At 37.5% G+C, this 26,732-nt stretch carries 25 protein-coding genes; 23 read left to right on the forward strand and 2 right to left on the reverse strand.

Features of this window, described 5'->3' with window-relative positions:
* Positions 1-138: 138 nt before the first annotated feature.
* From BTR42_RS02555 to BTR42_RS02600, 10 genes are all read left to right on the forward strand, one after another.
* Positions 139-1,620, forward strand: coding sequence for a BglG family transcription antiterminator (locus BTR42_RS02555; protein WP_013642711.1), 1,482 nt, complete (start codon positions 139-141; stop codon positions 1,618-1,620).
* Positions 1,610-2,032, forward strand: coding sequence for a PTS sugar transporter subunit IIA (locus BTR42_RS02560; protein ID WP_012961449.1), 423 nt, complete (start codon positions 1,610-1,612; stop codon positions 2,030-2,032). Before BTR42_RS02555 ends, BTR42_RS02560 begins: the two co-directional genes overlap by 11 nt.
* Before the next feature lie 14 nt (positions 2,033-2,046).
* Positions 2,047-2,484, forward strand: a complete 438-nt coding sequence (locus tag BTR42_RS02565; RefSeq protein WP_061460061.1) for a PTS sugar transporter subunit IIA — start codon at positions 2,047-2,049, stop codon at positions 2,482-2,484.
* A gap of 5 nt (positions 2,485-2,489) precedes the next feature.
* Positions 2,490-2,789, forward strand: a complete 300-nt coding sequence (locus tag BTR42_RS02570; protein ID WP_003063470.1) for a PTS sugar transporter subunit IIB — start codon at positions 2,490-2,492, stop codon at positions 2,787-2,789.
* Between the two features lie 27 nt (positions 2,790-2,816).
* Positions 2,817-4,175, forward strand: a complete 1,359-nt coding sequence (locus tag BTR42_RS02575; RefSeq protein WP_074658715.1) for a PTS ascorbate transporter subunit IIC — start codon at positions 2,817-2,819, stop codon at positions 4,173-4,175.
* A 13-nt stretch (positions 4,176-4,188) separates the two neighbouring features.
* Positions 4,189-4,842, forward strand: coding sequence for a fructose-6-phosphate aldolase (gene fsa, locus BTR42_RS02580; RefSeq protein ID WP_013642715.1), 654 nt, complete (start codon positions 4,189-4,191; stop codon positions 4,840-4,842).
* Positions 4,843-4,931: 89 nt separating this feature from the next.
* Positions 4,932-6,917, forward strand: a complete 1,986-nt coding sequence (tkt, locus tag BTR42_RS02585) for a transketolase (protein WP_009853471.1) — start codon at positions 4,932-4,934, stop codon at positions 6,915-6,917.
* Positions 6,918-7,056: 139 nt separating this feature from the next.
* A complete protein-coding gene (locus BTR42_RS02590) occupies positions 7,057-7,359 on the forward strand; it encodes a bacteriocin immunity protein (protein WP_077496251.1) in 303 nt (100 codons plus the stop codon).
* A gap of 15 nt (positions 7,360-7,374) precedes the next feature.
* Entirely contained in the window at positions 7,375-8,109 is a 735-nt protein-coding gene (locus tag BTR42_RS02595) for an ABC transporter ATP-binding protein (protein WP_013642717.1), read from the forward strand.
* A gap of 4 nt (positions 8,110-8,113) precedes the next feature.
* Entirely contained in the window at positions 8,114-9,739 is a 1,626-nt protein-coding gene (locus tag BTR42_RS02600) for an ABC transporter permease (RefSeq protein WP_077496253.1), read from the forward strand.
* Positions 9,740-9,796: 57 nt separating this feature from the next.
* Here the strand turns inward: BTR42_RS02600 and BTR42_RS02605 are convergent, their stop codons facing one another.
* A complete protein-coding gene (locus BTR42_RS02605) occupies positions 9,797-11,650 on the reverse strand; it encodes a beta-glucoside-specific PTS transporter subunit IIABC (RefSeq protein WP_077496255.1) in 1,854 nt (617 codons plus the stop codon).
* A 135-nt stretch (positions 11,651-11,785) separates the two neighbouring features.
* Positions 11,786-12,655, reverse strand: coding sequence for a MurR/RpiR family transcriptional regulator (locus BTR42_RS02610; RefSeq protein ID WP_012961456.1), 870 nt, complete (start codon positions 12,653-12,655; stop codon positions 11,786-11,788).
* Between the two features lie 152 nt (positions 12,656-12,807).
* On the opposite strand from BTR42_RS02610, the gene BTR42_RS02615 reads away from it, so the two are divergent.
* The 13 genes from BTR42_RS02615 to trxB all read left to right on the forward strand — a co-directional run bounded on the left by BTR42_RS02615 (position 12,808) and on the right by trxB (position 26,593).
* Positions 12,808-14,229, forward strand: coding sequence for a 6-phospho-beta-glucosidase (locus BTR42_RS02615; protein ID WP_074658946.1), 1,422 nt, complete (start codon positions 12,808-12,810; stop codon positions 14,227-14,229).
* Positions 14,230-14,337: 108 nt separating this feature from the next.
* A complete protein-coding gene (gene proB, locus BTR42_RS02620; protein WP_013642721.1) occupies positions 14,338-15,141 on the forward strand; it encodes a glutamate 5-kinase in 804 nt (267 codons plus the stop codon).
* Positions 15,142-15,155: 14 nt separating this feature from the next.
* Positions 15,156-16,406 (forward strand): glutamate-5-semialdehyde dehydrogenase, encoded by a 1,251-nt coding sequence (locus BTR42_RS02625; RefSeq protein ID WP_077496257.1) that lies wholly within the window; start codon positions 15,156-15,158, stop codon positions 16,404-16,406.
* Between the two features lie 150 nt (positions 16,407-16,556).
* Positions 16,557-17,507, forward strand: a complete 951-nt coding sequence (gene rsmH, locus BTR42_RS02630) for a 16S rRNA (cytosine(1402)-N(4))-methyltransferase RsmH (RefSeq protein WP_331852236.1) — start codon at positions 16,557-16,559, stop codon at positions 17,505-17,507.
* A gap of 2 nt (positions 17,508-17,509) precedes the next feature.
* The gene (gene ftsL, locus BTR42_RS02635; RefSeq protein ID WP_009853480.1) at positions 17,510-17,833 is read left to right on the forward strand and encodes a cell division protein FtsL; all 324 of its coding nucleotides are present in this window, start codon (positions 17,510-17,512) and stop codon (positions 17,831-17,833) included.
* A 9-nt stretch (positions 17,834-17,842) separates the two neighbouring features.
* Positions 17,843-20,107: a penicillin-binding protein PBP2X gene (pbp2x, locus tag BTR42_RS02640; protein ID WP_009853481.1), complete on the forward strand. Its 2,265-nt coding sequence runs from the start codon at positions 17,843-17,845 to the stop codon at positions 20,105-20,107.
* Between the two features lie 6 nt (positions 20,108-20,113).
* Positions 20,114-21,127: a phospho-N-acetylmuramoyl-pentapeptide-transferase gene (gene mraY, locus BTR42_RS02645; protein WP_009853482.1), complete on the forward strand. Its 1,014-nt coding sequence runs from the start codon at positions 20,114-20,116 to the stop codon at positions 21,125-21,127.
* Between the two features lie 198 nt (positions 21,128-21,325).
* Positions 21,326-22,669 (forward strand): DEAD/DEAH box helicase, encoded by a 1,344-nt coding sequence (locus BTR42_RS02650; RefSeq protein WP_009853483.1) that lies wholly within the window; start codon positions 21,326-21,328, stop codon positions 22,667-22,669.
* 185 nt (positions 22,670-22,854) lie between these two features.
* A complete protein-coding gene (locus BTR42_RS02655) occupies positions 22,855-23,679 on the forward strand; it encodes a transporter substrate-binding domain-containing protein (protein ID WP_077496261.1) in 825 nt (274 codons plus the stop codon).
* A 74-nt stretch (positions 23,680-23,753) separates the two neighbouring features.
* Positions 23,754-24,557 (forward strand): amino acid ABC transporter permease, encoded by an 804-nt coding sequence (locus BTR42_RS02660; protein ID WP_013642728.1) that lies wholly within the window; start codon positions 23,754-23,756, stop codon positions 24,555-24,557.
* Positions 24,557-25,300 carry an amino acid ABC transporter ATP-binding protein gene (locus BTR42_RS02665; protein ID WP_009853486.1) on the forward strand — a complete coding sequence of 248 codons (744 nt, stop codon included), beginning with the start codon at positions 24,557-24,559 and terminating at the stop codon, positions 25,298-25,300. Before BTR42_RS02660 ends, BTR42_RS02665 begins: the two co-directional genes overlap by 1 nt.
* Before the next feature lie 90 nt (positions 25,301-25,390).
* Positions 25,391-25,615: a DUF4059 family protein gene (locus BTR42_RS02670; protein ID WP_009853487.1), complete on the forward strand. Its 225-nt coding sequence runs from the start codon at positions 25,391-25,393 to the stop codon at positions 25,613-25,615.
* A gap of 63 nt (positions 25,616-25,678) precedes the next feature.
* On the forward strand, positions 25,679-26,593 hold the full coding sequence (gene trxB / locus BTR42_RS02675) for a thioredoxin-disulfide reductase (protein WP_012961466.1): 915 nt from the start codon (positions 25,679-25,681) through the stop codon (positions 26,591-26,593).
* Positions 26,594-26,732: the final 139 nt, after the last annotated feature.

Consider the following 26,732-nt stretch of genomic DNA (forward strand, 5'->3'; position numbering starts at 1 on the left):
GATAGGAATCCCAGTCAGTAATGACTGGGATTTTTGTGTACAATGAAAAGGAAAAATGTCCATTTTAAAGTGGACACTAAAAGGAGTTTGTTATAATTAGAAAACGCATACAATAATAAGTGTGAAAGGAAAATGAAGATGAATAAAAAACAATTACAATTTGATAGATTGCTAGCAGTATTGCATCAGAATTCAGATTATATCACGGCAAAATCTTTATCCGAACAATTGAATTTATCTGAAAAAACGGTTTATCGTCTTGTAAAGGAAATAAATCAAAACTATTTTCCTGATGAACTTATCATAAAAAAGAGAGGACGTGGTTTTAAACTTAATAGACTTAAAAATTATGCTACTTTAATAAATTCTAAGCAAAATGATTTTACACCAGCTAGTAGGCAACTTCAAATTTTGGAGAGATTGTTAACGATATCACCTAAAAAATTACTTATATATGACTTAGCACAAGAGTATTATGTCAGTGATTCCGTTATTATGAAAGATAAAATCGAGATTCAAAAGCGACTCAATCCCTTTCATTTAAAAATCTCAACTCGGACAGGCTATATTTTTATAACAGGTTCAGAATTGGATATTCGTAGAGCATTAGCGGATTTGGTACCAACGTTTAGCATGATTGATATTGACAATTTGTCTAATACTACTAACCAAAGTCATTTTGATTTAGAGCTTGCTAAAATTATTTTGGAAGAAATTGACCAAATTGAGACGGATTTACAGGCAAGGTTACCATACCCATACAATGTTAATATTTTTTCTCATCTTTACATTATGCTTGAACGGTTAAAAATTTCTAGTCGTAAAATCGCTAACGCAGAAGTAGTGGATATCAAGATGACAGATTACGATGACTCAATTCTCAAAGAAAGTAAAAAGATTATAAATGATATTGGGAATCGTTTAGGGAGGAGTATTGATGATTTAGAAATTAATTATCTCTATCAATACTTGTATTCGTCAAGATTTCAACTTAGTACACATCAGCAAAAAATTGAATTTTCAACGCGTGTTGTTTCTGTAACAAAATTTTATTTTAAAAAGATGGAAATGACAAAGTCAGAATCAATAAATGAACAATCTCCTATGTTTATTGATTTGGCAAACCATATCAGTCCATTGTTAAGAAGATTAGATAATAAAATTTATATCAAAAATAATATGTTGCATGATATTAAAGACCGTTATGCTGATATTTTTAATCAGACAGAGAAAGTTTCTCTGGAGATGACAGAACAATTTGGTTTTTCAATGTTAAGTGCTGATGAAATTGGCTTTTTGACGTTATATTTTGTTCGTTTCAAAGAATTAAACCCAACTCCCATAAAAGCGGTTGTGATGTGTTCATCGGGAATTGGCATTTCAGAACTGCTTAAAGTGAAAATTGAAACAGCTTTTCAAAATCTTGATATTGTTAAAGTAGTATCTTCTCAAAATATCAAAGAAATTTTGCAAAATTATCCAGATATTCAATTGGTTATCACGAGTGTTAGTTTGCAAGAAATGTTAAACGTAAAGACAATTCTTGTAAGTGCCTTATTAACAGATGAAGATAAAAAGAATATTCAAAATGCAATAAGGGAGATTAATTATGGTAACTGATTTATATCAATACGTTTCTAACCAAAATTTCAATAATCGGCAAGAAGTTTATGAATATTTAGCATCTCAAATTGACAGTCAAACCCTAAGTCAGCAAGAGATAGAAAGTAAATTCTTAGAACGTGAAGCGATGGGAAATATTGAAATCGCACAAGGTGTTGTTTTACCGCATTTCACCAATGAGAATGTTCAAGATAAAATCTTCATTGTACGTCTTTCGGAACCTATTTTGAATTGGTCTAAAGGTATTGCAAAGGTAAATATTGTAATTGCTCTTGTGATTAATTCTCAAACAGCATTTAAAATACGTCCACAAATTCAAAATCTCATTCAGCATCTAATTGATGAGCAGTTTATTGAATTATTAATGACAGGCAGTCAATTGGAAATTAAGAATTATTTAAAACAATAGTACGAGGAGAAATTATGGAGTTATTAGATAAAGAAAATATCCAGTTAAGTTCTCAAAAAATGAATTGGGAAGAGGCAATAAGATTAACGGCTCAACCTTTACTAACAAAAGGAAAAATTAAAGAGAGCTATATTCAGGCGATGATAGATAAGGTAAAAGAATACGGACCATTTATTAACATTGGAGAATATTTAGCTTTACCACATGCCCGACCGGAGGAGGGAGTTATTGAAACTGGTATATCTTTTCTGAAGTTAAAATATCCAGTAAATCTTTTAGATGACCCTAACCATCCAGTATCTATTTTTATTTGTTTGGCTGCTAGTGATAGTAGTCAACATCTAGAAGCATTGATGAAATTAACAAAAATTCTATCTAAGAAGGAAAATTTACAAGTATTGCTTCAATCATCAAATATTGAAGAAATTAGCTCATTGCTAGAAGGAGTGTAATAATTATGAAAATTTTTGCAGTATGCCAAAGTGGTTTAGGAACAAGTTTTATGGTTCAAATGAATATTGAGTCAGCCCTACAAGAATTAGGAGTTGATGTAGAAGATTTTACAGTTGAGCATACAGATTCAGGAAGTGTTAGTGGAGACATGGCTGATTACTTCTTTGCTGAAAAGACTTTGGTTCCTGCTTTATCTAACCTACCAGAGGAAAAGATTATTTCGTTAAATTCTATCATTGATGCTGATGAAATAAAACAACAAGTAATTAATATACTAGATAAAAATGCTATTACACATCGGTAATCAAAAAGTAGAGAAGAGGATTCTATTATGAAAAGTGCTTTAAATATATTTGTTTCTATAGTTACTCAACCTGCCATTTTAGTAGCTCTCATTGCTTTAATTGGTTTACTTTTACAAAAGAAAAAATTCTCTGATGTAATGTCAGGGACAATTAAAACAATAGTTGGATTTCTTGTTTTAACAGGTGGTTCAGGGATTTTGCAGAATGCCTTGGCTCCTTTTGCAAAAATGTTTCAAGTAGCTCTAAATACTCAAGGTGTTGTTCCTAGTAATGAAGCTGTTGTTGCGATTGCTTTACAAGATTATGGAAGTCAAACAGCTTTAATTATGTTGGTTGGAATGATTGTTAATATTCTATTGGCACGCTTTACACGTTTTAAATATTTATTTTTAACAGGTCAAGCTATGATGTATGTTTCTTGTATTACAGCTGTTATTTTGATAAGTGCTGGTATCAAAGCGAATCCTATAGTTATCATACTTGGAGGGTTATTTGAAGGAACGTTACTGACAATCACTCCCGCTCTTTGTCAACCTTTTATGAAAAAAATTACTGGTAATGATAATGTTGCCATGGGACATACAGGAAATATTGGTTATGCTATAGCTGGTTGGATTGGAAAATGGTTTGGTGATAAATCAAAATCTACAGAGGATATGGATGTTCCACAATCATTTAGTTTTCTACGTGATTCAACAGTATCTATTATGTTATTAATGAGTGTAGTTTATGTCATCTTGGCACTGGCAGCTGGCACAGGTTATGTAGAAAAAGAATTGAGTGATGGAACAAGTGCGATTGTTTATGCAATTATTCAAGCAGGGACATTTACGGCAGGATTTGTAGTTGTTCTACAAGGTGTTCGTATGGTACTAGCAGAAATCGTTCCAGCATTTCAAGGTATTGCTAAAAAATGGGTACCAAATTCTAAACCAGCATTGGATGTGCCAATTATCTTTTCTTATGCACCAAATGCAGTATTGATTGGCTTTTTTACTAGTTTTATTGTTGGCACAATTTCAATGTTTATAATGATTGCTCTTCATACTACGGTTATTATTCCAGGTGTAGTTGGACACTTCTTCTGTGGAGCTGCAGCAGGTATTTACGGAAATTCTACTGGTGGTAGAAGAGGAGCTGTTCTTGGCTCTGCTGTTAATAGTTTACTTATAAGTTGGTTACCATTGGCTATTTTACCATTACTTGGTTCTCTTAAAATGGCAGCTTCAACATTTGCTGATACAGATTATCTAATTCCAGGCTATATCTTAGGAAAAATTGGACAATTGGGGTCAGGTGCACTTATTACAGCAATCCTCGCTTTTGTATTTATTGTAATTGTAATAAGTATTATTCTTGATAAACGAACAGATTCTGAATTGTAAGAAGGGGAATACAATGAAATTTTTCTTAGATACAGCCGATGTTTCGGCGATTAAAACAATTAACGAATTAGGTGTCGTGGACGGTGTCACGACCAATCCAACGATTATTTCCCGTGAAGGGCGTGATTTTGAGACGGTTATCAAGGAAATTTGCCAGATTGTTGATGGTCCTGTGTCGGCAGAAGTCACAGGCGTAACAGCTGAAGAAATGATTACTGAAGCGCGTGATATTGCTAAATGGGCAGATAATATTGTGGTCAAAATTCCGATGACAATGGAAGGGTTGAAAGCAGTCAATGTGCTTTCAAAAGAAAACATTAAGACCAACGTCACTCTTATTTTTACGGTATCTCAAGGGCTTATGGCTATCAAAGCTGGTGCAACCTTTATCAGTCCATTTGTTGGACGTCTGGAAGACATCGGCACAGATGCTTACCAATTGATTTCAGATTTGCGAGAAATCATTGATTTTTATGGCTTTGATACGGAAATCATTGCAGCCAGCATTCGTAATACAGTTCATGTTGAGAACGTTGCGAAACGAGGTGCTCATATTGCTACCATTCCAGATGCTGTTTTTGATAAAATGACCAAACACCCTTTGACGACAAGCGGCATAAAAAACTTTACTAAAGACTGGGAAACGTTTAAAAATAAAGTCGAATAATAATTTGTTTTAAAAACTCTAATTATTTATGATATAATAGAATCCGAACAATAATACTATAAGTCCTTAAAAACAGAAAGGTTTCACTCATGACATTTGATGCTATTGATCAGTTGGCAGTCAATACTGTCCGTACGCTCTCAATTGATGCCATTCAGGCAGCTAATTCAGGTCACCCTGGTCTTCCAATGGGAGCTGCACCTATGGCTTATGTTCTTTGGAATCATGTAATGAATGTTAATCCGAAGACAAGCCGTTCTTGGTCTAACCGAGATCGTTTTGTACTATCTGCAGGACATGGTTCTGCCCTTTTATACAGCCTTCTTCATCTATCAGGTTACAATGTTAGCATTGATGATTTGAAGAATTTCCGTCAATGGGGTTCAAAAACACCAGGTCACCCAGAAGTCAATCATACAGACGGTGTTGAAGCTACAACTGGACCTCTTGGGCAAGGGATTGCCAATGCTGTTGGTATGGCAATGGCAGAAGCTCACTTAGCAGCTAAATTTAACAAACCAGGATTTAATATCGTTGACCACTACACTTATGCTTTGCATGGTGACGGTTGCTTGATGGAAGGTGTCAGTCAAGAAGCTGCCAGCCTTGCTGGACATCTTAAACTTGGCAAATTAGTCCTTCTTTACGATTCAAACGACATTTCACTTGACGGTCCAACATCAAAAGCTTTCACAGAAGATATCAAAGGTAAATTTGAAGCTTACGGTTGGCAACACATTTTAGTTAAAGATGGTAATGACCTTGAAGCGATTGCTAAAGCTATCGAAGAAGCAAAAGCTGAAACTGAAAAACCATCTATTATCGAAGTGAAAACAATCATTGGTTTCGGTGCTGAAAAACAAGGAACATCAGCTGTTCACGGTGCCCCTCTTGGCGTTGATGGCATTGCTTACGCTAAAAAATCTTACGGTTGGGAATATCCAGAATTCACAGTACCAGAAGAGGTGGCTAAACGCTTTGAAGTTGGTATCAAATTCCGTGGTGAAGCTGCTGAAAATGAATGGGATACTAAATTCCGTGAATACGAAGCTGCTTATCCAGAATTAGCCGCTGAATACAAAGCAGCATTCGCTAACAAACCAGTTGACGTGACACTTGAAGATTTCGAAATTGGTACAAGCCTTGCTAGCCGTTCATCAAGTCAACAAGCTATCCAACAAATCTCAGCACAAGTGCCATCATTCTGGGGTGGTTCAGCTGACCTTTCTGCATCAAACAATACAATGGTCAAAGTAGAATCTGATTTCCAACCAGACAACTACCTTGGTCGCAATATTTGGTTTGGTGTGCGTGAATTTGCCATGGCAGCTGCCATGAACGGTATTGCCCTTCATGGTGGTACTCGTGTTTACGGTGGTACATTCTTCGTATTCTCAAACTACCTTCTTCCAGCTGTTCGTATGGCTGCTCTTCAACAATTACCAACGGTTTATGTCATGACGCATGATTCAATCGCTGTCGGTGAAGACGGACCAACTCACGAACCAGTTGAACAATTGGCTAGCGTTCGTTCTATGCCTAACCTTAACGTTATCCGCCCTGCTGACGGTAACGAAACAAATGCTGCATGGAAACGTGCTCTTGCTGAAACTGATCGTCCAACAATGCTCATCTTGACACGTCAAAATCTTCCTGTCCTTGAAGGGACAAAAGAATTGGCAGCAGAAGGTGTTAATAAAGGTGCTTATATCCTTTCAGAAGCAAAAGGTGACCTTGACGGTATCCTTATTGCAACAGGTTCTGAAGTGAAATTGGCGCTTGATACGCAAGCTGCTTTGGAAGCAAAAGGTGTTCATGTTCGTGTGGTTTCAATGCCAGCACAAAACATCTTTGACGAACAAGACGCTGCTTATAAAGAAAGCATTCTTCCAGCTAACGTCACAAAACGTTTGGCTATCGAAGCTGGTTCAAGCTTTGGTTGGGGCAAATACGTTGGTCTCCAAGGTAAAACTCTTACAATCGATACTTGGGGCGCATCTGCACCAGGCAATAAAATCTTTGAAGAATACGGCTTCACAGTTGATAACGCTGTAAATCTTTACGAATCATTGTAATTAATAACTAACTGAAACCCTCCTTGTTTTCAAGGAGGGTTTTTATAATTATTTGACAAATGATAGCTGAAAAGGTAAGATAGAATAAAAATATTTTTGTGTTACTTTAATAGTACAAATAAAATTTTAGGGGGATTTTATGGAAGAGAAGTGCAGTGAATTATACAAAGCAATTAGGAATGCTTATGAAGATATGATCATTCGTCAAGATAACGATTTGTCAAAAATCTTACTTTCTGCGTCAAATGAGGTGATTAGGTCTGGAGATGCTGGGTTGAGCGCTCTTCACCTTGACCGTCAGTTAAATCTGTATAGTACAAGGCATGATTTTTCGCTACCAAAGGGGGCAAAATCATTGAAACAGTTGACACAGGAATTTGCTGCGGATTACCGAAAGAGCAAAGAAGTTTCAAAATGGATAAAACCATTGTTAGGAGAGTAGGGAAAGGAGATAGGTATGATTCGATTTGATCATGTTTCAAAGTTGTATGGTGATAAGGAAGCACTAAGTGATGTCAATATGACCATTGCTAATGGCGAAATTTTTGGCTTGATTGGGCATAATGGTGCAGGAAAAACAACGACGATTAGCATTTTAACGTCAATCATTGAAGCGAGCTATGGTGAGGTATATGTTGATGAGTTACCTCTTTCTGAGCACCGTGATGATATCAAAAAACGCATTGGTTACGTGCCTGATTCACCTGATATTTTCCTGAACTTAACGGCGATAGAATACTGGCATTTTTTAGCTAAAATTTATGACGTTGATGATAAGCTCACTGATGAACGGATTGAACGATTGTCACATTTGTTTGATATTGCGGAGAATATCAATGATTTGATTGATAGTTTTTCACACGGTATGCGTCAAAAAGTGATTCTTATTGGTGCTCTGATATCAAATCCAGATATTTGGATTTTAGATGAACCTTTGACAGGGCTTGACCCACAAGCATCGTTTGATTTGAAAGAAATGATGAAAGAGCACGCGCGTGGTGGCAATACGGTTCTTTTCTCAACACATGTTCTTGCTGTTGCGGAGCAACTTTGTGACCGTATTGGAATTTTAAAAGATGGCAAGTTGATTTTTATCGGTACCTTAGATGACTTAAAAGCTAATCACCCTGATAAAGATTTGGAAACAATCTATCTTGAATTAGCAGGGCGTAAAGCGCAAGAGGAGGGATAGGCGTATGAATTGGTCAACAGTTTGGGAGTTAACCAAGATTAATATCCTCTATTCTAGCCCACAGTCTGTCACGGCGGCAAAGCGAAAACAAGAACGTAAACCAAGCAAAGGTTTTTCGGCTTATAAGAGTGTGATGCGCCAGCAAATTCTCCTCAGCCTTTTGTTTGCGGTTATTTACATTTCTATGTATGCTAACATTGATTTTCGTTATTTCCCAGGGTATTTCTCTTTTTACATAGCGATTTTCTTTATCATGGCAACTCTAAATGCTTTTTCAGCCATGTATAGCATTTTTTATGAGAGCGATGATGTTCGGCTTTATGCACATTTGCCGATTAAATCGAGTGAACTTTATATGGCAAAAGTGATTTCCAGTTTTGGTATGGGCATTACATTTTTAATGCCACTTTTGTCCTTGTTTTTTATCGCTTACTGGCAAATAGCAGGGCTTGTACTAGCGATTCCGTTGACAATTATCCTCTTTTTTGTTCTGTTTGCGGCTGTGATTTTGTTGGCACTTTATCTTAATAGTTTTGTGGGAAAAATCATTCTTCGAAGTCAGCACCGAAAAATCGTCTCGACTGTTCTCATGTCTATATCAACGATTGGAGCAGTCGGTGCCATTCTTTACATGAATGTTATCAACAGTCAAAACATGACTTATGATGATAATGTTGCCCTTGCAGACCATACTGTTTTACCATATTTTCGTGGTTTTTATGACGTGGTAAAAGCACCATTTCAATCAGCGACTGTTCTTAATTTTTGGCTACCTTTGTTAGTGTTGATGATTTTAACAGTTGGGGTTGTCAAATGGTTGATGCCAACGTATTACAAAGAAGTTCTTTATGCTAAGCCTAAATCTAAGCCGAAACAAAAAGTATCGTCAGCATCTCAAAAAGCGTTGAAAGGTAAATCGTTGAAAACGATGATGATTCGTCACCATATGTCAACCTTACAAAATGCGACCTTGCTGACACAAACTTATCTATTGCCTTTGATTTATGTGGTGATTTTTATCACACCGAGTGTGACAAATGGGGTTAGTTTGGCTGAAGTGCCGAATGATTATTTTGGTGTGGCAATGCTTATCGGAATTGTTTTGGGAAGTTTTTGTAGCACGCCAAGCTCATTTGTTGGGGTTGGGATTTCATTAGAAAAAGAAAATCTGACTTTCTTTAAAGCTCTACCAATCAATTTCAAGGATTTTCTTGTTCAAAAATTTTTAACGCTGGTAGGACTCCAAGCACTTGTTCCAGCTATCGTTTATTTATTAGTGGGCTTGTTTGTCTTAAAAGCACCGCTAGTGTTGGTCATTTTCTTTATCCTAGGACTTCTTGCGAGTATCTTGCTTCAGGGACAACTTATGTATCGCCGTGATTTTAAATTTCTTGATTTAAAATGGCAAGATGTGACCCAACTTTTTAACCGTCACGCAGGACAATGGCTGACCCTCGCTATTATCCTAATCGCCTTAGTAGTAGGTGGAAGTCTAGGGGCAGGCACATTTTTACTCGGAGCTCTACTCAAAGATGTTCTGTTGGCGAATGTTTTGTTTGCAATACTGGCTGTTTTGATAGGAATCGCTTCTCAAATAGTGATTTACCAAACATTTTGGAAAAAGTTATAAAAAACTCTCCCCAAGTTATTTTGAGGAGAGTTTAGGAGCGGAATTTTTCCGCTTTTTTTATTTCTCTAATTCTAAAATCAAATCACCAGTTTGGCTAAATTGATTGTCGTGTTTAATGATTTGATTATAATTAGAACCGTTTGTAATGATGACCATTGTTTGGCTAGAGTAGCCAGCGTTTTCAATAGCTACTTTATCAAATGAAATTAATTTGTCACCTTTTGTGACGGAATCTCCTTGCTTAACGAAGGCTTTAAATCCTTCTCCGTTGAGATCTACGGTATTGATACCAATATGAATGAGAATCTCTGCTCCCATGTCTGAGACAAGTCCAATAGCATGTTTAGTTGGAAAGAGAGTTGCGATAGTACCATCAAATGGGGCATAGACATCGGTTGCTTCTGGTAAGATAACAACACCGTCTCCCATAACTTTTGATGCAAAAACTTCATCTTCAGCTTTTTCAATAGGGAGAACTTCACCAGTCAATGGAGACATGACTTCTTGACCTGTAATGACAGGAGCTTGTGTTGTATCAAGGTTGTCAGTAGTTTCTTCTTTTTCGAAGTGTTTGGCAAGGACAAAGGTAATAATAGCAGTTGAAATGATGCTAATGACAATAGCAATGATAATATTGTAAAAATAAGTCATTGTGTTATCACCAATATAGAGAAGAACTGCTGGAAGTCCAGAAGAACCAGTCGCAAATCGGTGAGCATGTGTTAAACCAGCATAAAGACCACCAAGTCCTCCACCAATCATTGAAGCAATCAATGGGTAGCGTTTGGGTAGATTAACACCATAAAGAAGAGGTTCGGTAATTCCCATGTAGGCTGTGATAGAACCAGGAATAGCTGTTTCTTTGGTTGTTTTATCCTTTGTTACGAAAGCAACGACTGCACCAGCTGTTGCTTGTGCCATATTTGAACAGACACACCCAGGACCAAAGATTGAGTCATAACCTAGTTGAGACATTTGCATGATTCCAAGTGGGGCAACACCGTTATGGATACCAAACATCACCATAATCGGTAAGAATGTTCCAATGATTAAAGCAGGTGCCCAGCTTGCATTTTCTGCTAAGAATGTGAAAACGGTAGCTAAGTAATTTCCGACAATGGCTCCAATTGGCCCAAGAACTGAGAAGGCTAATGTTCCCATGATAAGGAAAGTTAGCATTGGAACAAAAACAATATTGATTGATTTTGGAATGTGTTTGTTTAAGAATTTCTCAACATAAGATTGGACAAAAATGATGAGAATAATAGGGATAACACTTGAACCATAACTTGCTAGTGTAAATGGAATGACGTTAAAGAAGTTGACAGCGTCTCCAGCAGTCACAAGCGCCGACCAATTTGGATGTAAAAGCATGGCAGCGACACCTGCAGCTAAAATAGGGTTACATTTGAGTTTTTGTGCCTGAGTAAAGGCAATGAGAATTGGTAAGAAGTAAAATACACCATCTGCAAATACATTAAGCATGTAATAGGTTTGTGAATCAGTGGTGATGACATTGAAAACGACAAGAAGTGCTAAAACAGCTTTTACCATACCAGCCCCAGAGAGTGCGGGGATGATTGGTTGGAAAGTTCCTGCGACAAAATCAATGATAGTATCAAAAATGCCTTTTTTCTCTTGGGTAGTAGTATCTTGTGATATTTCAACGAGCTTTTCAATTTCTTCAAAGACATCTGCAACGTGTGTTCCGATGACGATTTGGTATTGTCCAGCATTGATAATAACCTTTGTTACGCCGTCGAGCTTTTCAAGAGCTTCGGTGTCAGCTTTTAGGTTATCAACAAGCGTAAAGCGTAGTCGTGTTTGACAATGATAAACGTTAGCAACATTTTCTTTACCACCAACTAAGGCAATAATTTGGGTAGCCAATGTTTGATATTCTTTTGACATAATCTTGTCTCCCTTTTGTTTTTTCGAGATAAGATTATCACAGCAAAAAAGCCCTTTCAAGACTTAGGAAAGGGGATGGAAAAAGGTTTCATTTTCATAAATGGTAGCGCTTTAAAAATGAAATTTTATTTCAAGTTATATATGTTTATCTTGACGTCCAGTTTCTAGGAGCTCTGCCATTTTTTGTTTATAAGATAGATTTATTTCATAGTCTAATGAAAAATAAGTTGCGTAGAGGATATTGAGAATGAATAAGATTGACTCTTCTGAAGCAAAGCCTGAAATTTTTCCAACGATTTGCTCTCGTCCAGAAATCGGAAGCGTGAAGTCACAAAATTGTGCCAATGGTGATTTTTCTTGGCTGGTGATAGCAAGTGTTGTCACGTCGCAATCGCTAAGATGTTCCAGTAAATGATGTGGAAATTGAACAATTTGACCAGAGTAGGAAATCAAAATAGCTAAATCTTCAGATGTTAAGGATAGAGAAGTCAAGCCCATTTCGTCATTACGTGGAACTTCAATAATTTTCCCAATACCAGCCATACGTCGTCGGAAAACTTCGGCTAAAATATTATTAGGACTGATACCAAAAATGGCGACACGTTTTGCTTTTTTGATGGAATAGGCCGCTTGTGTTAGTAGAGCATCATCTAGTAGAGCTAAGCTATCCTCAATACTTGCTATTTGAAGTTGTGCAATCTTTCTTGCTAAGGTCAGATTATCATCGTTTTTGGTAAAGGGAACATCTGGGTCAACATCAGAAAAATAATGATTCTCTTGATGAATTTCTTCCATTAGAGGCACTAAAAATTCTTTCCAACCAGAAAATCCCAAAGATTTAGCAAAGCGAACTAAGGACGATTTTGAAATATACGCTTGATTTTGAATATCATCTAGTGTTAAATGAGCTAACTCTGTTTTATGAGTCAAAATAAAGTTTGCAATGTCTTTTTTGGAATCTTTACGTGTCTGAGCTAGATACTCAATATCTTGTAATAGTGTCATAAAAAATCCTTTCTGATGAAATTTTGTTTCAGCTTTTTCTAGTTGACTTAATTTAAAATGAAACCTTTTGCCAAGTCGTTTTGGACTCATTGAAGTCGTTTTCCAGAAATGCTAAAGTAATTTTAAAATATTATAACATGCGGAGGGAGAAAATGGTTTTATCAGAAAATTTTTTATGGGGCGGTGCTACGGCAGCCAATCAAGCTGAAGGTGGTGTCTTAGAAGGTGGTCGTGGCTTGTCAAATGTTGATTTATTACCTATTGGAAAAGACAGAGCCACAATTTCTAGTGGTGAAATAGAACATTTAGAGTGGGATGATAATCATTTTTATCCTGCCAAAGAAGCTATTGACATGTACCATCATTATAAAGACGATATTAAATTATTTGCAGAGCTTGGTTTCAAGGTTTATCGTATGTCAATTTCGTGGACTCGTATTTTTCCAAATGGAGATGATGAGATGCCAAATCAGGCAGGACTTGATTTCTACCGTGGTATTTTTGAAGAATTGAAAAAGTATGGTATTGAACCTCTTGTAACTTTGGCACATTTTGATGTACCAGTCAGTTTAATTAAACGTTATGGTGGTTGGCGTGACCGTCATTTAGTAGATGCCTATGTCCGTTATGCGCAAACGGTTATGACAGCTTACAAAGGTTTGGTCAACTATTGGTTGACATTCAATGAAATTAATATCCTAATTCATAGTCCCTTTGTAGGTGGTGGGCTTATCTTTAAAGAAGGAGATAATAAGAAACAACTCATGTATCAAGCAGCTCATCATCAATTAGTCGCTTCAAGTTTGGTGACTAAAATGGCACACGATATTGATTCTGAAAATCAAATTGGGTGTATGTTAGCAGGTGGTATGCATTATCCTTACTCTTGTCGTCCAGAAGATTACAAAGAAGCCATTGATAGTGATCGTAAGAATTACTTCTTTATTGATGTTCAAGCGCGTGGTTATTATCCAAATTATGCGAAAAAAATGTTTGAACGTGAACAGATTGAGTTGGAGATGTTAGATGGTGATTTAGAGTGTTTGAAAAATACTGTTGATTTTGTTTCTTTCTCTTATTATTCATCACGTACAGTAAGTGGTTTTGAGGAGGATTATGAAACAACAACTGGCAACCTTTTCCGCTCGATAAAAAATCCTAATTTAGAATCAACAGAATGGGGCTGGCAAATTGATCCGTTGGGGTTACGTAATGCCTTAAATCAGCTTTATGACCGTTATCAAAAGCCATTATTCATTGTCGAAAATGGTCTTGGTGCTAAGGACGTCCCTGATGAAAATGGGTATGTGGCAGATGATTATCGTATTGATTATATGCGCAAGCATATTATTGCTTTAAAAGATGCTGTTGAAATCGATGGTGTTGAGTTAATGGGCTACACCAGCTGGGGCTGTATTGATTTGATTTCAGCCAGTACAGGTCAAATGAGTAAACGTTACGGTTTTATCTATGTTGACCGAGATGACGCAGGTCAGGGCACTTTACGTCGCAGTAAGAAAAAATCATTTGACTGGTATAAACAAGTCATTACTTCAAATGGTGAAGAGCTTTAATCCCTTTCAAAATCTCCTAAAGGGTATTGTGTTAAAAATCCCATTGATTTCGTAATAAAGCTAATAAAAACAGTTCCTCGGACTGTTTTTTTAGTGTATAATAGGCATATGAAACGAAATTTTGAAACTGTTAATCGAATTGTTATAAAAATTGGGACAAGCTCGCTTGTCATGCCAAATGGCAAAATTAATCTTGAAAAAATTGACCAACTAGCTTTTGTTATCTCTAGCTTGATGAATAAAGGAAAAGATGTTATTTTGGTGTCATCTGGTGCCATGGGTTTTGGGCTCAATGTGTTAAATATGGACAAACGTCCGACAGAAATTGCACGTCAACAGGCGGTGTCAAGTGTTGGGCAGGTTGCCATGATGAGCCTTTATTCTCAAATCTTTTCGCATTATCAGACAGAAGTTAGTCAGCTGTTGATTACACGTGATGTTATTGAATATCCTGAAAGCTTAGAAAATTTCACTAATGCCTTTGAAATGTTATTAACAATGGGAATTGTGCCAATCGTTAACGAAAACGATGCTATTAGCGTTGATGAAATGGACCACACAACAAAATTTGGTGATAATGACCGACTTTCAGCGATTGTAGCCAAGGTAACCAAAGCAGATTTGTTAATCATGTTATCAGATATTGACGGACTTTACGATAAAAATCCAAATATCTATGATGATGCCAAACTTCGCGAACACGTTACTGAAATTACGGACGAAATCATTAAATCAGCGGGCGGTGCTGGAAGTAAATTTGGCACGGGAGGCATGCTCAGCAAGATTAAGAGTGCTCAAATGATTTTTGACAATAACAGTCAGATGATTTTGATGAACGGTGCAAATCCGCGTGATATTTTAAAAGCTCTAGAAGGTGCTAATATTGGAACGTGGTTTTCACAAGTGAATTAAAAGGAGGACCAAAGATGGGCTATATTGATGAATTAGGTAAAAATGCTAAAGTAGCTAGCCAAAGTCTGGTAAAGCTTGGAACTGCTGAAAAAAATCAGATTTTAGGACAAGTTGCGGATGCTCTGCTTGCAGAGACAGACTATATTTTGGCTGAAAATGCATGTGATGTTGACCAAGCACAGGAAAATGGTATTTCGCCTGTTATGGTTGACCGTTTGCGTCTAGATGCTAAGCGTATTGAGGGGATTGTTGAGGGCGTCCGTCAAGTTGCGGATTTGCAAGACCCGATTGGTCAGGTTGTCCGTGGTTATACCAATCTTGATGGCTTGAAAATCGTTCAAAAACGTGTACCACTTGGCGTGATTGCCATGATTTTTGAAAGCCGTCCAAATGTATCTGTTGATGCTTTCAGCCTTGCTTTTAAAACAAGTAATGCTATTATTTTGCGTGGTGGTCGCGATGCCATTCATTCTAATACAGCCCTTGTGACGGTTATCCGAAAAACTCTTGCTAAAGCAGGTGTAAATGAAAACGTCGTCCAGCTTGTTGAGGATACTAGCCATGCCGTTGCTGAAGAATTAATGCAAGCTGTTGATTATGTTGATGTTCTTATCCCACGTGGTGGAGCTCGTTTAATTCAAACGGTCAAAGAAAAATCAAAAGTTCCTGTTATTGAAACAGGTGTCGGAAATGTTCACATTTACGTTGATGATTCGGCTGACCTTGATATGGCAACGAAGATTGTGATTAATGCCAAAACGCAACGTCCAAGTGTTTGTAATGCTGCAGAAAGCTTGCTTGTTCACAAAGCGGTAGCAAAAACATTCTTACCACAGTTAGAAGAAGCAATTGCGAAAGTTCATGCTGTTGAATTTCGTGCAGATGATAAAGCGCTAGCTATTTTCAAAAATGCAGTAGCAGCCACAGATGAGGATTACGGTACAGAATTTTCAGATTATGTCATGTCTGTCAAAGTGGTTGATTCTGTTGATGACGCTATTGATTGGGTGAATCGTTACACGACTCATCATTCAGAAGCTATTATCACCAAAGACCTTGAACACGCTGAACGTTTCCAAGATGAAGTGGATGCGGCTGCGGTTTACGTCAATGCCTCAACACGCTTCACAGACGGTTTTGTCTTTGGATTGGGTGCAGAAATTGGTATTTCAACACAAAAACTGCATGCGCGTGGTCCAATGGGCTTGGAAGCTTTGACAAGCACAAAATTTTACATTAATGGTAAAGGACAAATTCGAGAATAATTGATTTTTGCTTACTGCTTGTCCTTATGCAGATGGCAGCCTTTACAATAAAAAACATTACCAAAAGCTTGATATTATCAGCTTTTGGTTTTTGTATTTCTGGTGGAGGTTTTAAGGAAGAATCTTATGATTTATGATATAATGAAAGGTATGACAACAGATTTTCATCATATTACAGTGCTTCTACATGAAACCGTTGATATGCTTGATATCAAGCCTGATGGTATCTATGTAGATGCAACGCTTGGTGGGGCGGGGCACAGTGAGTACCTGCTTTCTAAGCTTGGACCGACTGGTCATCTTTACGCGTTTGACCAAGACCAGACGGCTATTGATAATGCACAAATTCGTTTAAAAGACTATATTGAAAAAGGACAAGTCACTTTTATCAAGGATAATTTCAGAAACCTAGCTTCCAATTTGGCGTCTCATGGTGTGACTGAAATTGATGGTATTTTGTATGACCTTGGGGTGTCAAGCCCACAATTGGATGAGCGCGAGCGTGGCTTTTCGTATAAAAAAGATGCGCCTTTAGACATGCGTATGAATCGTGACCAAGATTTGTCAGCTTATGACGTGGTTAACACTTATGATTATCATGACTTGGTTCGTATTTTTTTCAAGTATGGTGAGGACAAATTCTCAAAACAAATTGCACGTAAAATTGAGCAGGCGCGAAAAGTTAAGCCGATTGAGACAACGACAGAATTAGCAGAAATCATTAAATCTGCTAAGCCTGCTAAGGAACTCAAGAAAAAAGGACATCCTGCGAAGCAGATTTTCCAAGCCATTCGTATTGAAGTCAATGATGAGCTCGGTGTGGCAGATGAGTCTATCCAACAAGCTATTGAGTTATTGGCAGTTGATGGGCGCATTTCAGTGATTACTTTCCATTCTTTGGAAGACCGTTTGACAAAACAATTATTCAAAGAAGCTTCTACCGTAGATGTGCCGAAAGGGTTGCCTTTTATTCCTGAGGATATGCAACCTAAGCTTGCTTTGGTTAATCGAAAACCTATTTTGCCAAGCGAAGAAGAGTTAGAAGTCAATAATCGTTCTCACTCAGCCAAGCTCCGTGTGGCTAGAAAGGTTCGTAAATAATTATGACAGATAAACATCGTAACGAAGCTATTTCTAATGCGCTTAAAAGACGGATTAGAAAATTTTCGAGAATTGAAAAAGTTTTTTATGGTTCTATTATTTTGACGGCTATTACCATGGCTGTTAGTATTATTTACCTACAGAGCCGTAATCTACAAGTGCAACAAGAAATCACAAATCTTAATAGTCAGATAAGTGATATGCAGACAGATTATGATAATGCTAAACAAGAGGTTAACGAATTAACAAGTCGTGACCGTATTGAACAAATAGCAGGAAATGCAGGCTTGACTAGCCAACAGGATAATATTAAACAGGTGGAGTAAAAATAGTCTATGAAGAAATTAATGAACCGTTTTTTAGACTATGTGGTAAAGGATAGACGAACGCCCAACAAAAACCGTGAGCGCGTTGGTCAGAATTTGATGATTCTGGCGGTCTTCCTTTTCTTTGTGTTTGTTATCAATTTTGCCATTATTATTGGGACAGATACAAAGTTCGGACACAATTTGTCAACAGAAGCGTCAGAAGTTTATCAACAGACAGTAACCGTTCAGGCTAAACGTGGTACGATTTATGACCGTAATGGTGTTGCTCTTGCGGAGGATTCAACAACTTACAGTATCTATGCCATTATTTCAACATCTTATGTTTCATCAACAGGTGAAAAGCTTTATGTCAAAAAATCTCAGTATGAGAAAGTGGCAGAGATTTTAAATGAACAGCTTGGAATTGACAAGGATGAAGTGCTGAGTCAGCTAAAACAAGATGGGCTTTTCCAAGTTTCTTTCGGAAGTTCAGGTTCTGGGCTGTCATACAGTACAAAATCAGCTATTGAAACGGCTATGGACGAAGCTGGCATTAAAGGAATTGGTTTCACTTCAACGCCCGGACGTATGTATCCAAATGGTATTTTTGCTTCACAATTCCTTGGTTTGACACAATTAAAAGAAAATAAAGATGGCACATCAAGTCTTGTAGGAACATCAGGTCTTGAAGCAGCTTTAGATGATATTTTGTCAGGTACAGATGGTAAAGTGACTTATCAAAAAGATAAAAATGGTAATCTGTTACTTGGTACTGAAACAACGGTTAAACAAGCTGTCGATGGGAAAGACGTTTACACAACACTTTCTGAACCATTGCAATCTTACTTGGAGTCTCAAATGGATATCTTCCAAAATGAAGCCCAAGGAACGTATGCTAGTGCCACAGTTGTTAATGCAAAAACCGGTGAAATTTTAGCAACGACACAACGTCCAACTTACAATGCGCAAACCTTGGATGGTTATAGTGAGGATAATCTAAAAACTTGGAACACCTTACTCTATCAAAACTATTATGAACCAGGGTCAACCATGAAAGTCATGACCCTTGCTTCAGCAATTGATGACGGTGTTTTCAATCCTAATGAGGTTATTTCAACAATCAATGGTATTACGGTTGCTGATACGACAATCAATGACTGGAACGTCAACGAAGGAATGACTTCGGTTCAGTACCTGACTTACGCGCAAGGTTTTGCTTGGTCAAGTAACGTTGCTATGACTAGCCTTGAACAAAAAATGGGGAATGACAAGTGGCTCACTTATCTTTCGCGTTTCAAATTTGGTTATCCAACACGTTTTGGTATGCTAAATGAGGACAGTGGTTTGTTACCTTCTGACAATGAAGTAACGGTAGCCATGAGCTCATTTGGTCAAGGGATTGGTGTTACACAAGTGCAAATGTTGCGTGCCTTTACAGCTATCTCTAATGGTGGTGTCATGCTAGAGCCGCAGTTCATTAGTCAGATTTACGATCCAAATACGAATTCGGCACGTGTAGCGACATCAGAAGTTGTTGGTAATCCTGTTTCAGAAGATGCTGCTGATCAAACACTTGATTACATGGTAACTGTTGGTACCGATTCACAATATGGTACATTGTATAACAGCACAACAGGTCAACCATATATCCAAGTTGGTGACTATTCCGTCGCTGTGAAATCTGGTACTGCCCAAATTGCTGCTTCGGCCGAAGACGGTGGTGGGTACTTAACTGGAGATAATGATTACATTTACTCAGTTGTTGCGATTGTGCCATCAGATGACCCAGAATTTATCATGTATGTAACGCTTCAACAACCATCTGAAAAATTCAGAGCTATGTATTGGCAAGATGTTGTCAATCCTGTACTTGAAAGGGCGATGATGATTAAAGATACCTTGACTAGTACAGCGGTAACGGGAACTGATACAGAAACCGAATATACACTAAAAGATTATATCGGTGAAAGCCCAGGAGATACAGCCCAAGAACTTCGTGATAACCTTGTACAACCAGTTGTTGTTGGTTCAGGTAGCAAGATTAAGAAAATGTCTAAAAAAGTCGGAAGCAACCTTTCTGCTAATGAGCAAATCTTACTTTGGACAGGTGATCTTGAAACAGTGCCAGATATGTATGGTTGGACGAAAGAAAATGTTGAAAAATTTGCTAAATGGACTGGAATTAAGATAACCTTTAAGGGTTCCGATTCGGGAACAGTCACGAAACAAAGTGTCGAATCCGAAACAGATATCGACGGTGTTAAAAAAATTACAATTACTCTAGGAGAATAAACTAAGATGTTTTTAAGTTTAATCGCAGGTATTGTCGCTTTTGTGTTGACAGTATTTGCCATGCCCCATTTTATCCGTATTTACCAAATCAAGAAAATCGGTGGGCAACAAATGCACGAGGATGTCAAACAACATTTGGCTAAAGCTGGTACTCCAACCATGGGAGGAACAGTTTTTCTAACAGTCGGAATCCTTGTTAGCCTCATTTTTAGCTTGTTTGTCGAAAAGCAAAACGGTGCTTCAATGGGAGCAACGGCAGGCATTCTTTTGGTGGTTCTCATTTATGGGATTATTGGTTTTCTTGATGATTTTTTGAAAATCTTTAAACAAATTAATGAAGGCTTGACACCTTGGCAAAAAATGAGCTTGCAAATTATTGGTGGCTTGATTTTCTATTTCGTTCATGTCCGTCCAAGCGGAACAGATGATTTAAATGTCTTTGGTTTTGACCTTCATCTTGGTATTCTTTACGTTTTCTTTGTTCTTTTCTGGGTTGTTGGTTTTTCAAACGCCGTTAATTTGACAGACGGTATTGATGGTTTGGCTTCTATTTCAGTTGCTATCAGCTTGGTTGCCTATGGAATCATCGCCTTTGCTCAACGACAATTTGATGTCTTGTTGATTATCGTGACAATGATTGGTGCTTTGTTTGGCTTCTTTGTCTTTAACCATAAACCTGCCAAAGTCTTTATGGGTGATGTGGGAAGTCTGGCTTTAGGAGCAATGCTTGCAGCAATTTCTATTGCACTTCGCCAAGAATGGACTTTGTTAATCATTGGTATCGTTTATGTCTTTGAAACAAGTTCAGTCATGCTTCAAGTGTCATATTTCAAATACACGAAGAAAAAATATGGTGAAGGGCGTCGTATTTTCCGCATGACACCATTCCATCATCATTTGGAACTTGGTGGTTTGACAGGAAAATCAGAAAAATGGTCAGAATGGAAAGTTGATGCTTTCTTGTGGAGTGTTGGCGCTATTGCAAGTATTTTGACCTTGATTGCACTTTACGTATTTTAATAAATGAACGAGTTGGGTTTCCAGCTCGTTTTTGATTCTAAATCGCAGTGTACTTTGCTTTAATCACCCTTTTAATGATATAATAGAAAAGAATGAAAAAATTCGCCTAGTCGCTTTTGGCTAGGGATTAAACGATAAGTAAATAATATAGAGAAATTTTCAAGTGAAACTTGATGAGATAAGAAATTGAGGTAAAACATGTCTTTTAACGATTTTAATTTTAAGCCCTACATTCGTGAGGCGCTTGCAGAGCTTAAATTCACAAATCCGACAGAAGTGCAACAAAAGTTAATTCCCGTTGTGCGTTCTGGTCGTGATTTGGTTGGAGAATCTAAAACTGGTTCAGGAAAAACGCACACTTTCTTGTTGCCGATTTTTGAAAAATTAGATGAAAACAGCAATAATGTTCAGGTGGTTATCACAGCACCAAGTCGTGAGTTGGCAACGCAAATTTATCAAGCAACCAAACAAATTGCTGAAAAATCTGAAACAGAAATTCGTGTGGCAAACTACGTTGGTGGTACAGATAAACTACGTCAAATTGAAAAATTGAAATCATCTCAGCCACACATCGTCATTGGTACACCTGGTCGTATCTATGATTTGGTCAAATCAGGTGATTTGGAAATTTATAAAGCTCATACCTTTGTTGTTGATGAAGCTGATATGACGCTTGATATGGGATTCCTTGATACAGTGGATAAGATTGCAGGGACATTGCCAAAAGATGTTCAAATTTTGGTTTTCTCAGCGACTATTCCACAAAAATTGCAACCCTTCTTGAAAAAATATTTGACAAATCCAGTCATGGAAAAAATCAAGACAACTACTGTTATCGCAGACACAATTGATAATTGGTTGGTTTCAACTAAGGGACGTGATAAAAATGCGCAAATCTTGGAAATCACTAAAGCCTTAAATCCATATCTTGCCATGATTTTTGTAAACACAAAAGAACGTGCAGATGAGTTGCATAGCTATCTTGTGTCAAATGGATTGAAAGTGGCAAAAATTCACGGCGATATTCCTCCACGCGAACGTAAACGCACCATGAACCAAATCAAAAAACTGTCATACGAATACATTGTGGCGACAGATTTGGCAGCGCGTGGGATTGATATTGAAGGAGTTAGTCATGTTATCAATGATGCTATTCCGCAAGATTTATCATTCTTTGTGCACCGTGTTGGACGTACAGGACGTAATGGTTTAAATGGTATTGCGATTACGCTTTACAAACCAAGTGACGATTCTGATATTCGTGAACTTGAAAAAATGGGGATTAAATTTGTCCCTAAAATGCTTAAAAACGGTGAATTTCAAGATACTTACGACCGTGACCGTCGAGCTAACCGCGAAAAATCATACCAAAAATTAGATACTGAAATGATTGGTTTGGTTAAAAAGAAAAAGAAAAAAATCAAACCAGGCTATAAGAAAAAAATTCAATGGAAAGTTGATGAAAAACGCAAACGTGAACGCCGTGCCGCTAATCGTGCCAAAGGACGTGCTGAACGTAAAGCAAGAAAACAAACTTTCTAGAAAACAGAATCCCGAAATAACTTCGGGATTTTTATTTTAATCAAGTAGCGCTTGGTTTGCTTTGTCAAGAAATGTGATTTATTTCCTGATAGTTTTTTCTTATCAAGTCCATAGAAAAAATGTATTGGGAAAGTGTGGCTAAGTTTGATAGACTGGAAAGGAATTATTAGAAAAGAGGCAGACAAATGAAAAAGAGGAGATTACTATCGTTTGGTTTCTTATTTCTGTTGACACTAGTTCTGGCGGCTTGTTCCAATCAATCACAATCAAGTGGTAAAACAGTCATCAAAGTGGCAACAGACTCAGATACAGCACCATTTACTTACAAAGAAAATGACACCTTTAAAGGTTACGATATTGATGTGGTGAAAGCCATTTTTAAGGATTCCAAGAAATATAAAGTTGAATTTGTGACAACGGCGTTTGATTCTATTTTAACAGGAGTAGATGCAGACCGTTACCAAATTGCGGCAAATGACTTTAACTATAATGAAGAACGTGCTGAAAAGTACCTTTTCTCAGACCCAATTTCTAAATCAAACTATGCCATAACAAGTGCCGAAGGGACAAGTTATGATAGTCTTGATGATTTATCTGGAAAATCAACTGAAGTGATTTCAGGTTCTAACTATGCTCAAGTTTTAGAAAAATGGAACGATGAAAATCCTGATAAAGAGCCGATTAAGATTAATTACGCTTCTAGCTCAACAGGATTGACAACACGTGTGCAACATATTGAAAATGGGACAATCGACTTTATTTTGTATGATGCGATTTCATCGAATTATCTCGTTGAGGACCAAGGTTTCAATTTGACAGTGACCAATGTAACAGATGATATTGGTGGCGAAACAGATGGTTTAGAATACTTGCTATTTGCAGATACAGATGAGGGAGCTAAACTACAAAAATTTGTCAATAAACGTATCAAAGAGTTAAAAGATGATGGCACATTGTCTGAATTGAGCGAGCAATATTTTGGCGGCGACTTCGTTTCAACAATCGATTAAAAATGAAAAAGGAAAAGAAAAGGATTGGTGGTAGGGCTATCGTTATAGCGTAGGATAATAGAAAAGGAGCTCATATGACTTTAACAACATTAGCAGCTGGCTTGTCTTGGTATGATAAGTTGGTTGAAAAAATTCCAGAGGGTCAATTATTCAGTTGGCGAGCGGTTTTTGATGCCATTCCGTCTTTAATAGAACGTTTACCAACAACGCTTGGCTTAACAATAGCAGGTGCGATATTTGGCTTGTTGTTAGCTTTGCTATTTGCTATCGTGAAAATCAATCGCACAAAGGTTTTGTATCCAATTCAAGCTGTTTTTGTTAGCTTTTTACGTGGAACACCTATCCTTGTTCAACTCATGTTGACTTACTACGGTATCCCACTTTTCTTGAAATTTCTCAAAATAAGATACGGTTTTGATTGGAATATCAATGCTATTCCAGCATCTGTTTTTGCGGTAACTGCATTTGCTTTCAATGAAGCGGCATACACTAGCGAAACCATTCGAGCTGCGATTCAAGCTGTGGATGTCGGAGAAATTGAAGCTGCGCGTAGCTTGGGAATGACCTCCTTTCAAGTTTACCGTCGCGTGATTATTCCAAATGCAGCTGTCATTGCAACGCCGACGTTGATTAACAGCTTGATTGGCTTGACGAAGGGAACATCATTGGCATTTAATGCAGGTATTGTTGAAATGTTTGCCCAAGCGCAGATTTTAGGTGGTTCGGATTATCGCTATTTTGAACGTTACATTTCAGTTGCGCTTGTTTACTGGGTAATCAGTATTATTATTGAACAAATCGGTCGTCTCATTGAAAAACGAATGGACATCGATACGCCTCAATCAAGTCAAAAAGAAGTGGCAGGAGGTATTCGCTGATGATTAAAATTACAAATTTAACCAAAGAATTTTCAGGGCAAAAAGTTTTAGACGGTTTGGATGTTGATATTCAAAAGGGAGAAGTTCTAGCTCTTGTCGGTGCTTCAGGTGCAGGAAAATCAACGTTCTTGCGTAGTCTAAATTATTTAGAAAAACCTGATTTTGGCAGCATTGCCATTGATGATTTCAAGGTTGATTTTCAGACGATTTCTAAGGAAGATGTCCTTGTTTTACGTCGTAAATTAGCCATGGTTTTCCAACAATTTAATCTCTTTGAACGTCGAACAGCCCTTGAAAATGTCAAAGAAGGTTTAAAAATTGTTAAGAAGCTTCCAGATAGTGAAGCAACAAAAATTGCGAAAGAAGAATTAGCTAAGGTTGGTTTGTCTGACCGTGAAAATCATTATCCACGTCATTTGTCAGGTGGGCAAAAACAACGGGTGGCTTTAGCACGTGCTTTGGCAATGAAACCAGACGTCCTCTTGCTTGATGAACCCACTTCGGCGCTTGACCCAGAGCTTGTCGGCGAAGTTGAAAAATCAATTGCGGATGCCGCTAAAGCAGGGCAAACCATGGTTTTGGTTAGCCATGACATGAACTTTGTTTATCAAGTGGCAGACAAGGTCTTATTCCTTGATAAGGGACATATCCTTGAAGCTGGCAAACCAGATGACGTTTTCAATCATCCAAAAGAAGCCAGAACCAAAGAATTCTTCGCAAACTATACAAAAACGTATATTTAACCACTGACTTTTGTTATAATAAGAGCTGAGAGACTTTTTCAGCTCTTTTTAGAGTGATAAAGCAAAAACTGATTTAAGTATAGGTGACGTATGTTTTTAGAAATTTTTAGTCTTTATATCAAAGGACTTCTATTAGCCATTGTTTTTGTTTTCTTAGTTGGTATCATTTGGAATTTTTGGCGTGCTGCCCGTAAATTGGACAAAACAGCCAAAGAACGCCAAGCCTTTTTATATGATGTGTTAATGATGTCAATCATGACTATCCCAGTTTTGTCCTTTGCATTTATGGCGATTTTATTAATGTTCAAAGCGTAATAATTGCAATTTTAATACCTGATTGCTACAATGAAAAAATAATCGAGATATTGAGGTGACTAAATGTACGATACATTAATTATCGGCTCAGGTCCTGCGGGTATGACTGCGGGGCTTTATGCCGCTAGATCTAATTTGAAAGTTGGTATTATTGAACAAGGAGCCCCTGGTGGACAAATGAATAATACCTCAGAAATCGAAAATTACCCAGGGTATGACCATATTTCAGGACCAGAATTGTCAATGAATATGCATGCGCCGCTTGAAAAATTTGGTGTTGAAAATATTTACGGTATTGTGAAATCTATCGAGGATGCTGGCGATGTGAAACGTGTCATCACTGAAGACGCTAGCTACGAAGCAAAAACAATTATTTTAGCGACTGGTGCTAAATACCGCACTCTTGACGTACCTGGTGAAGAAGAATACACAAGCCGCGGCGTTTCTTACTGTGCTGTCTGTGACGGTGCTTTTTTCCGTAATCAAGATTTATTAGTTGTCGGTGGTGGGGATTCAGCAGTCGAAGAAGCTGTATATCTCACACAATTTGCCAAATCTGTAACGATTATTCATCGCCGTGATGAATTGCGCGCTCAAAAGATTTTGCAAGATCGTGCCTTTGCTAACGACAAAATCAACTTTATCTGGGATTCTGTTGTCAAAGAAATCAAAGGAACTGACATTAAAGTCTCTGGTGTAACTGTTGAAAATGTTAAAACTGGTGAGCTTAGCGAACATGAATTTGGTGGTATTTTTATCTACGTTGGGGTTAATCCAGTAACAAGCATGGTAGCTGACCTTGGCATCACAGATGAAGCTGGTTGGGTGATAACAGACGAACGCATGATGACACCAAAAGCAGGCATTTTTGCCATTGGAGATGTTCGTCAAAAAGAACTTCGCCAAATCGCAACAGCTGTTGGCGACGGTGCCATTGCTGGACAAGGTGTTTACCAATATATTGAAAATATGACATAATCACATCATTAAAGTCTGAGATGAAAATCTTAGGCTTTTTTAGTAGTTGCTAGATTTGTGAGAAAATATGAAAATATTTTTCAGAAAATCAGCTTTTTTTCAAATCTTTGCGCAAAACCTCACAAAGTTTTAGCCAGTC

Source organism: Streptococcus gallolyticus subsp. gallolyticus DSM 16831 (assembly GCF_002000985.1).
In the GTDB taxonomy this organism is placed as follows: domain Bacteria; phylum Bacillota; class Bacilli; order Lactobacillales; family Streptococcaceae; genus Streptococcus; species Streptococcus gallolyticus.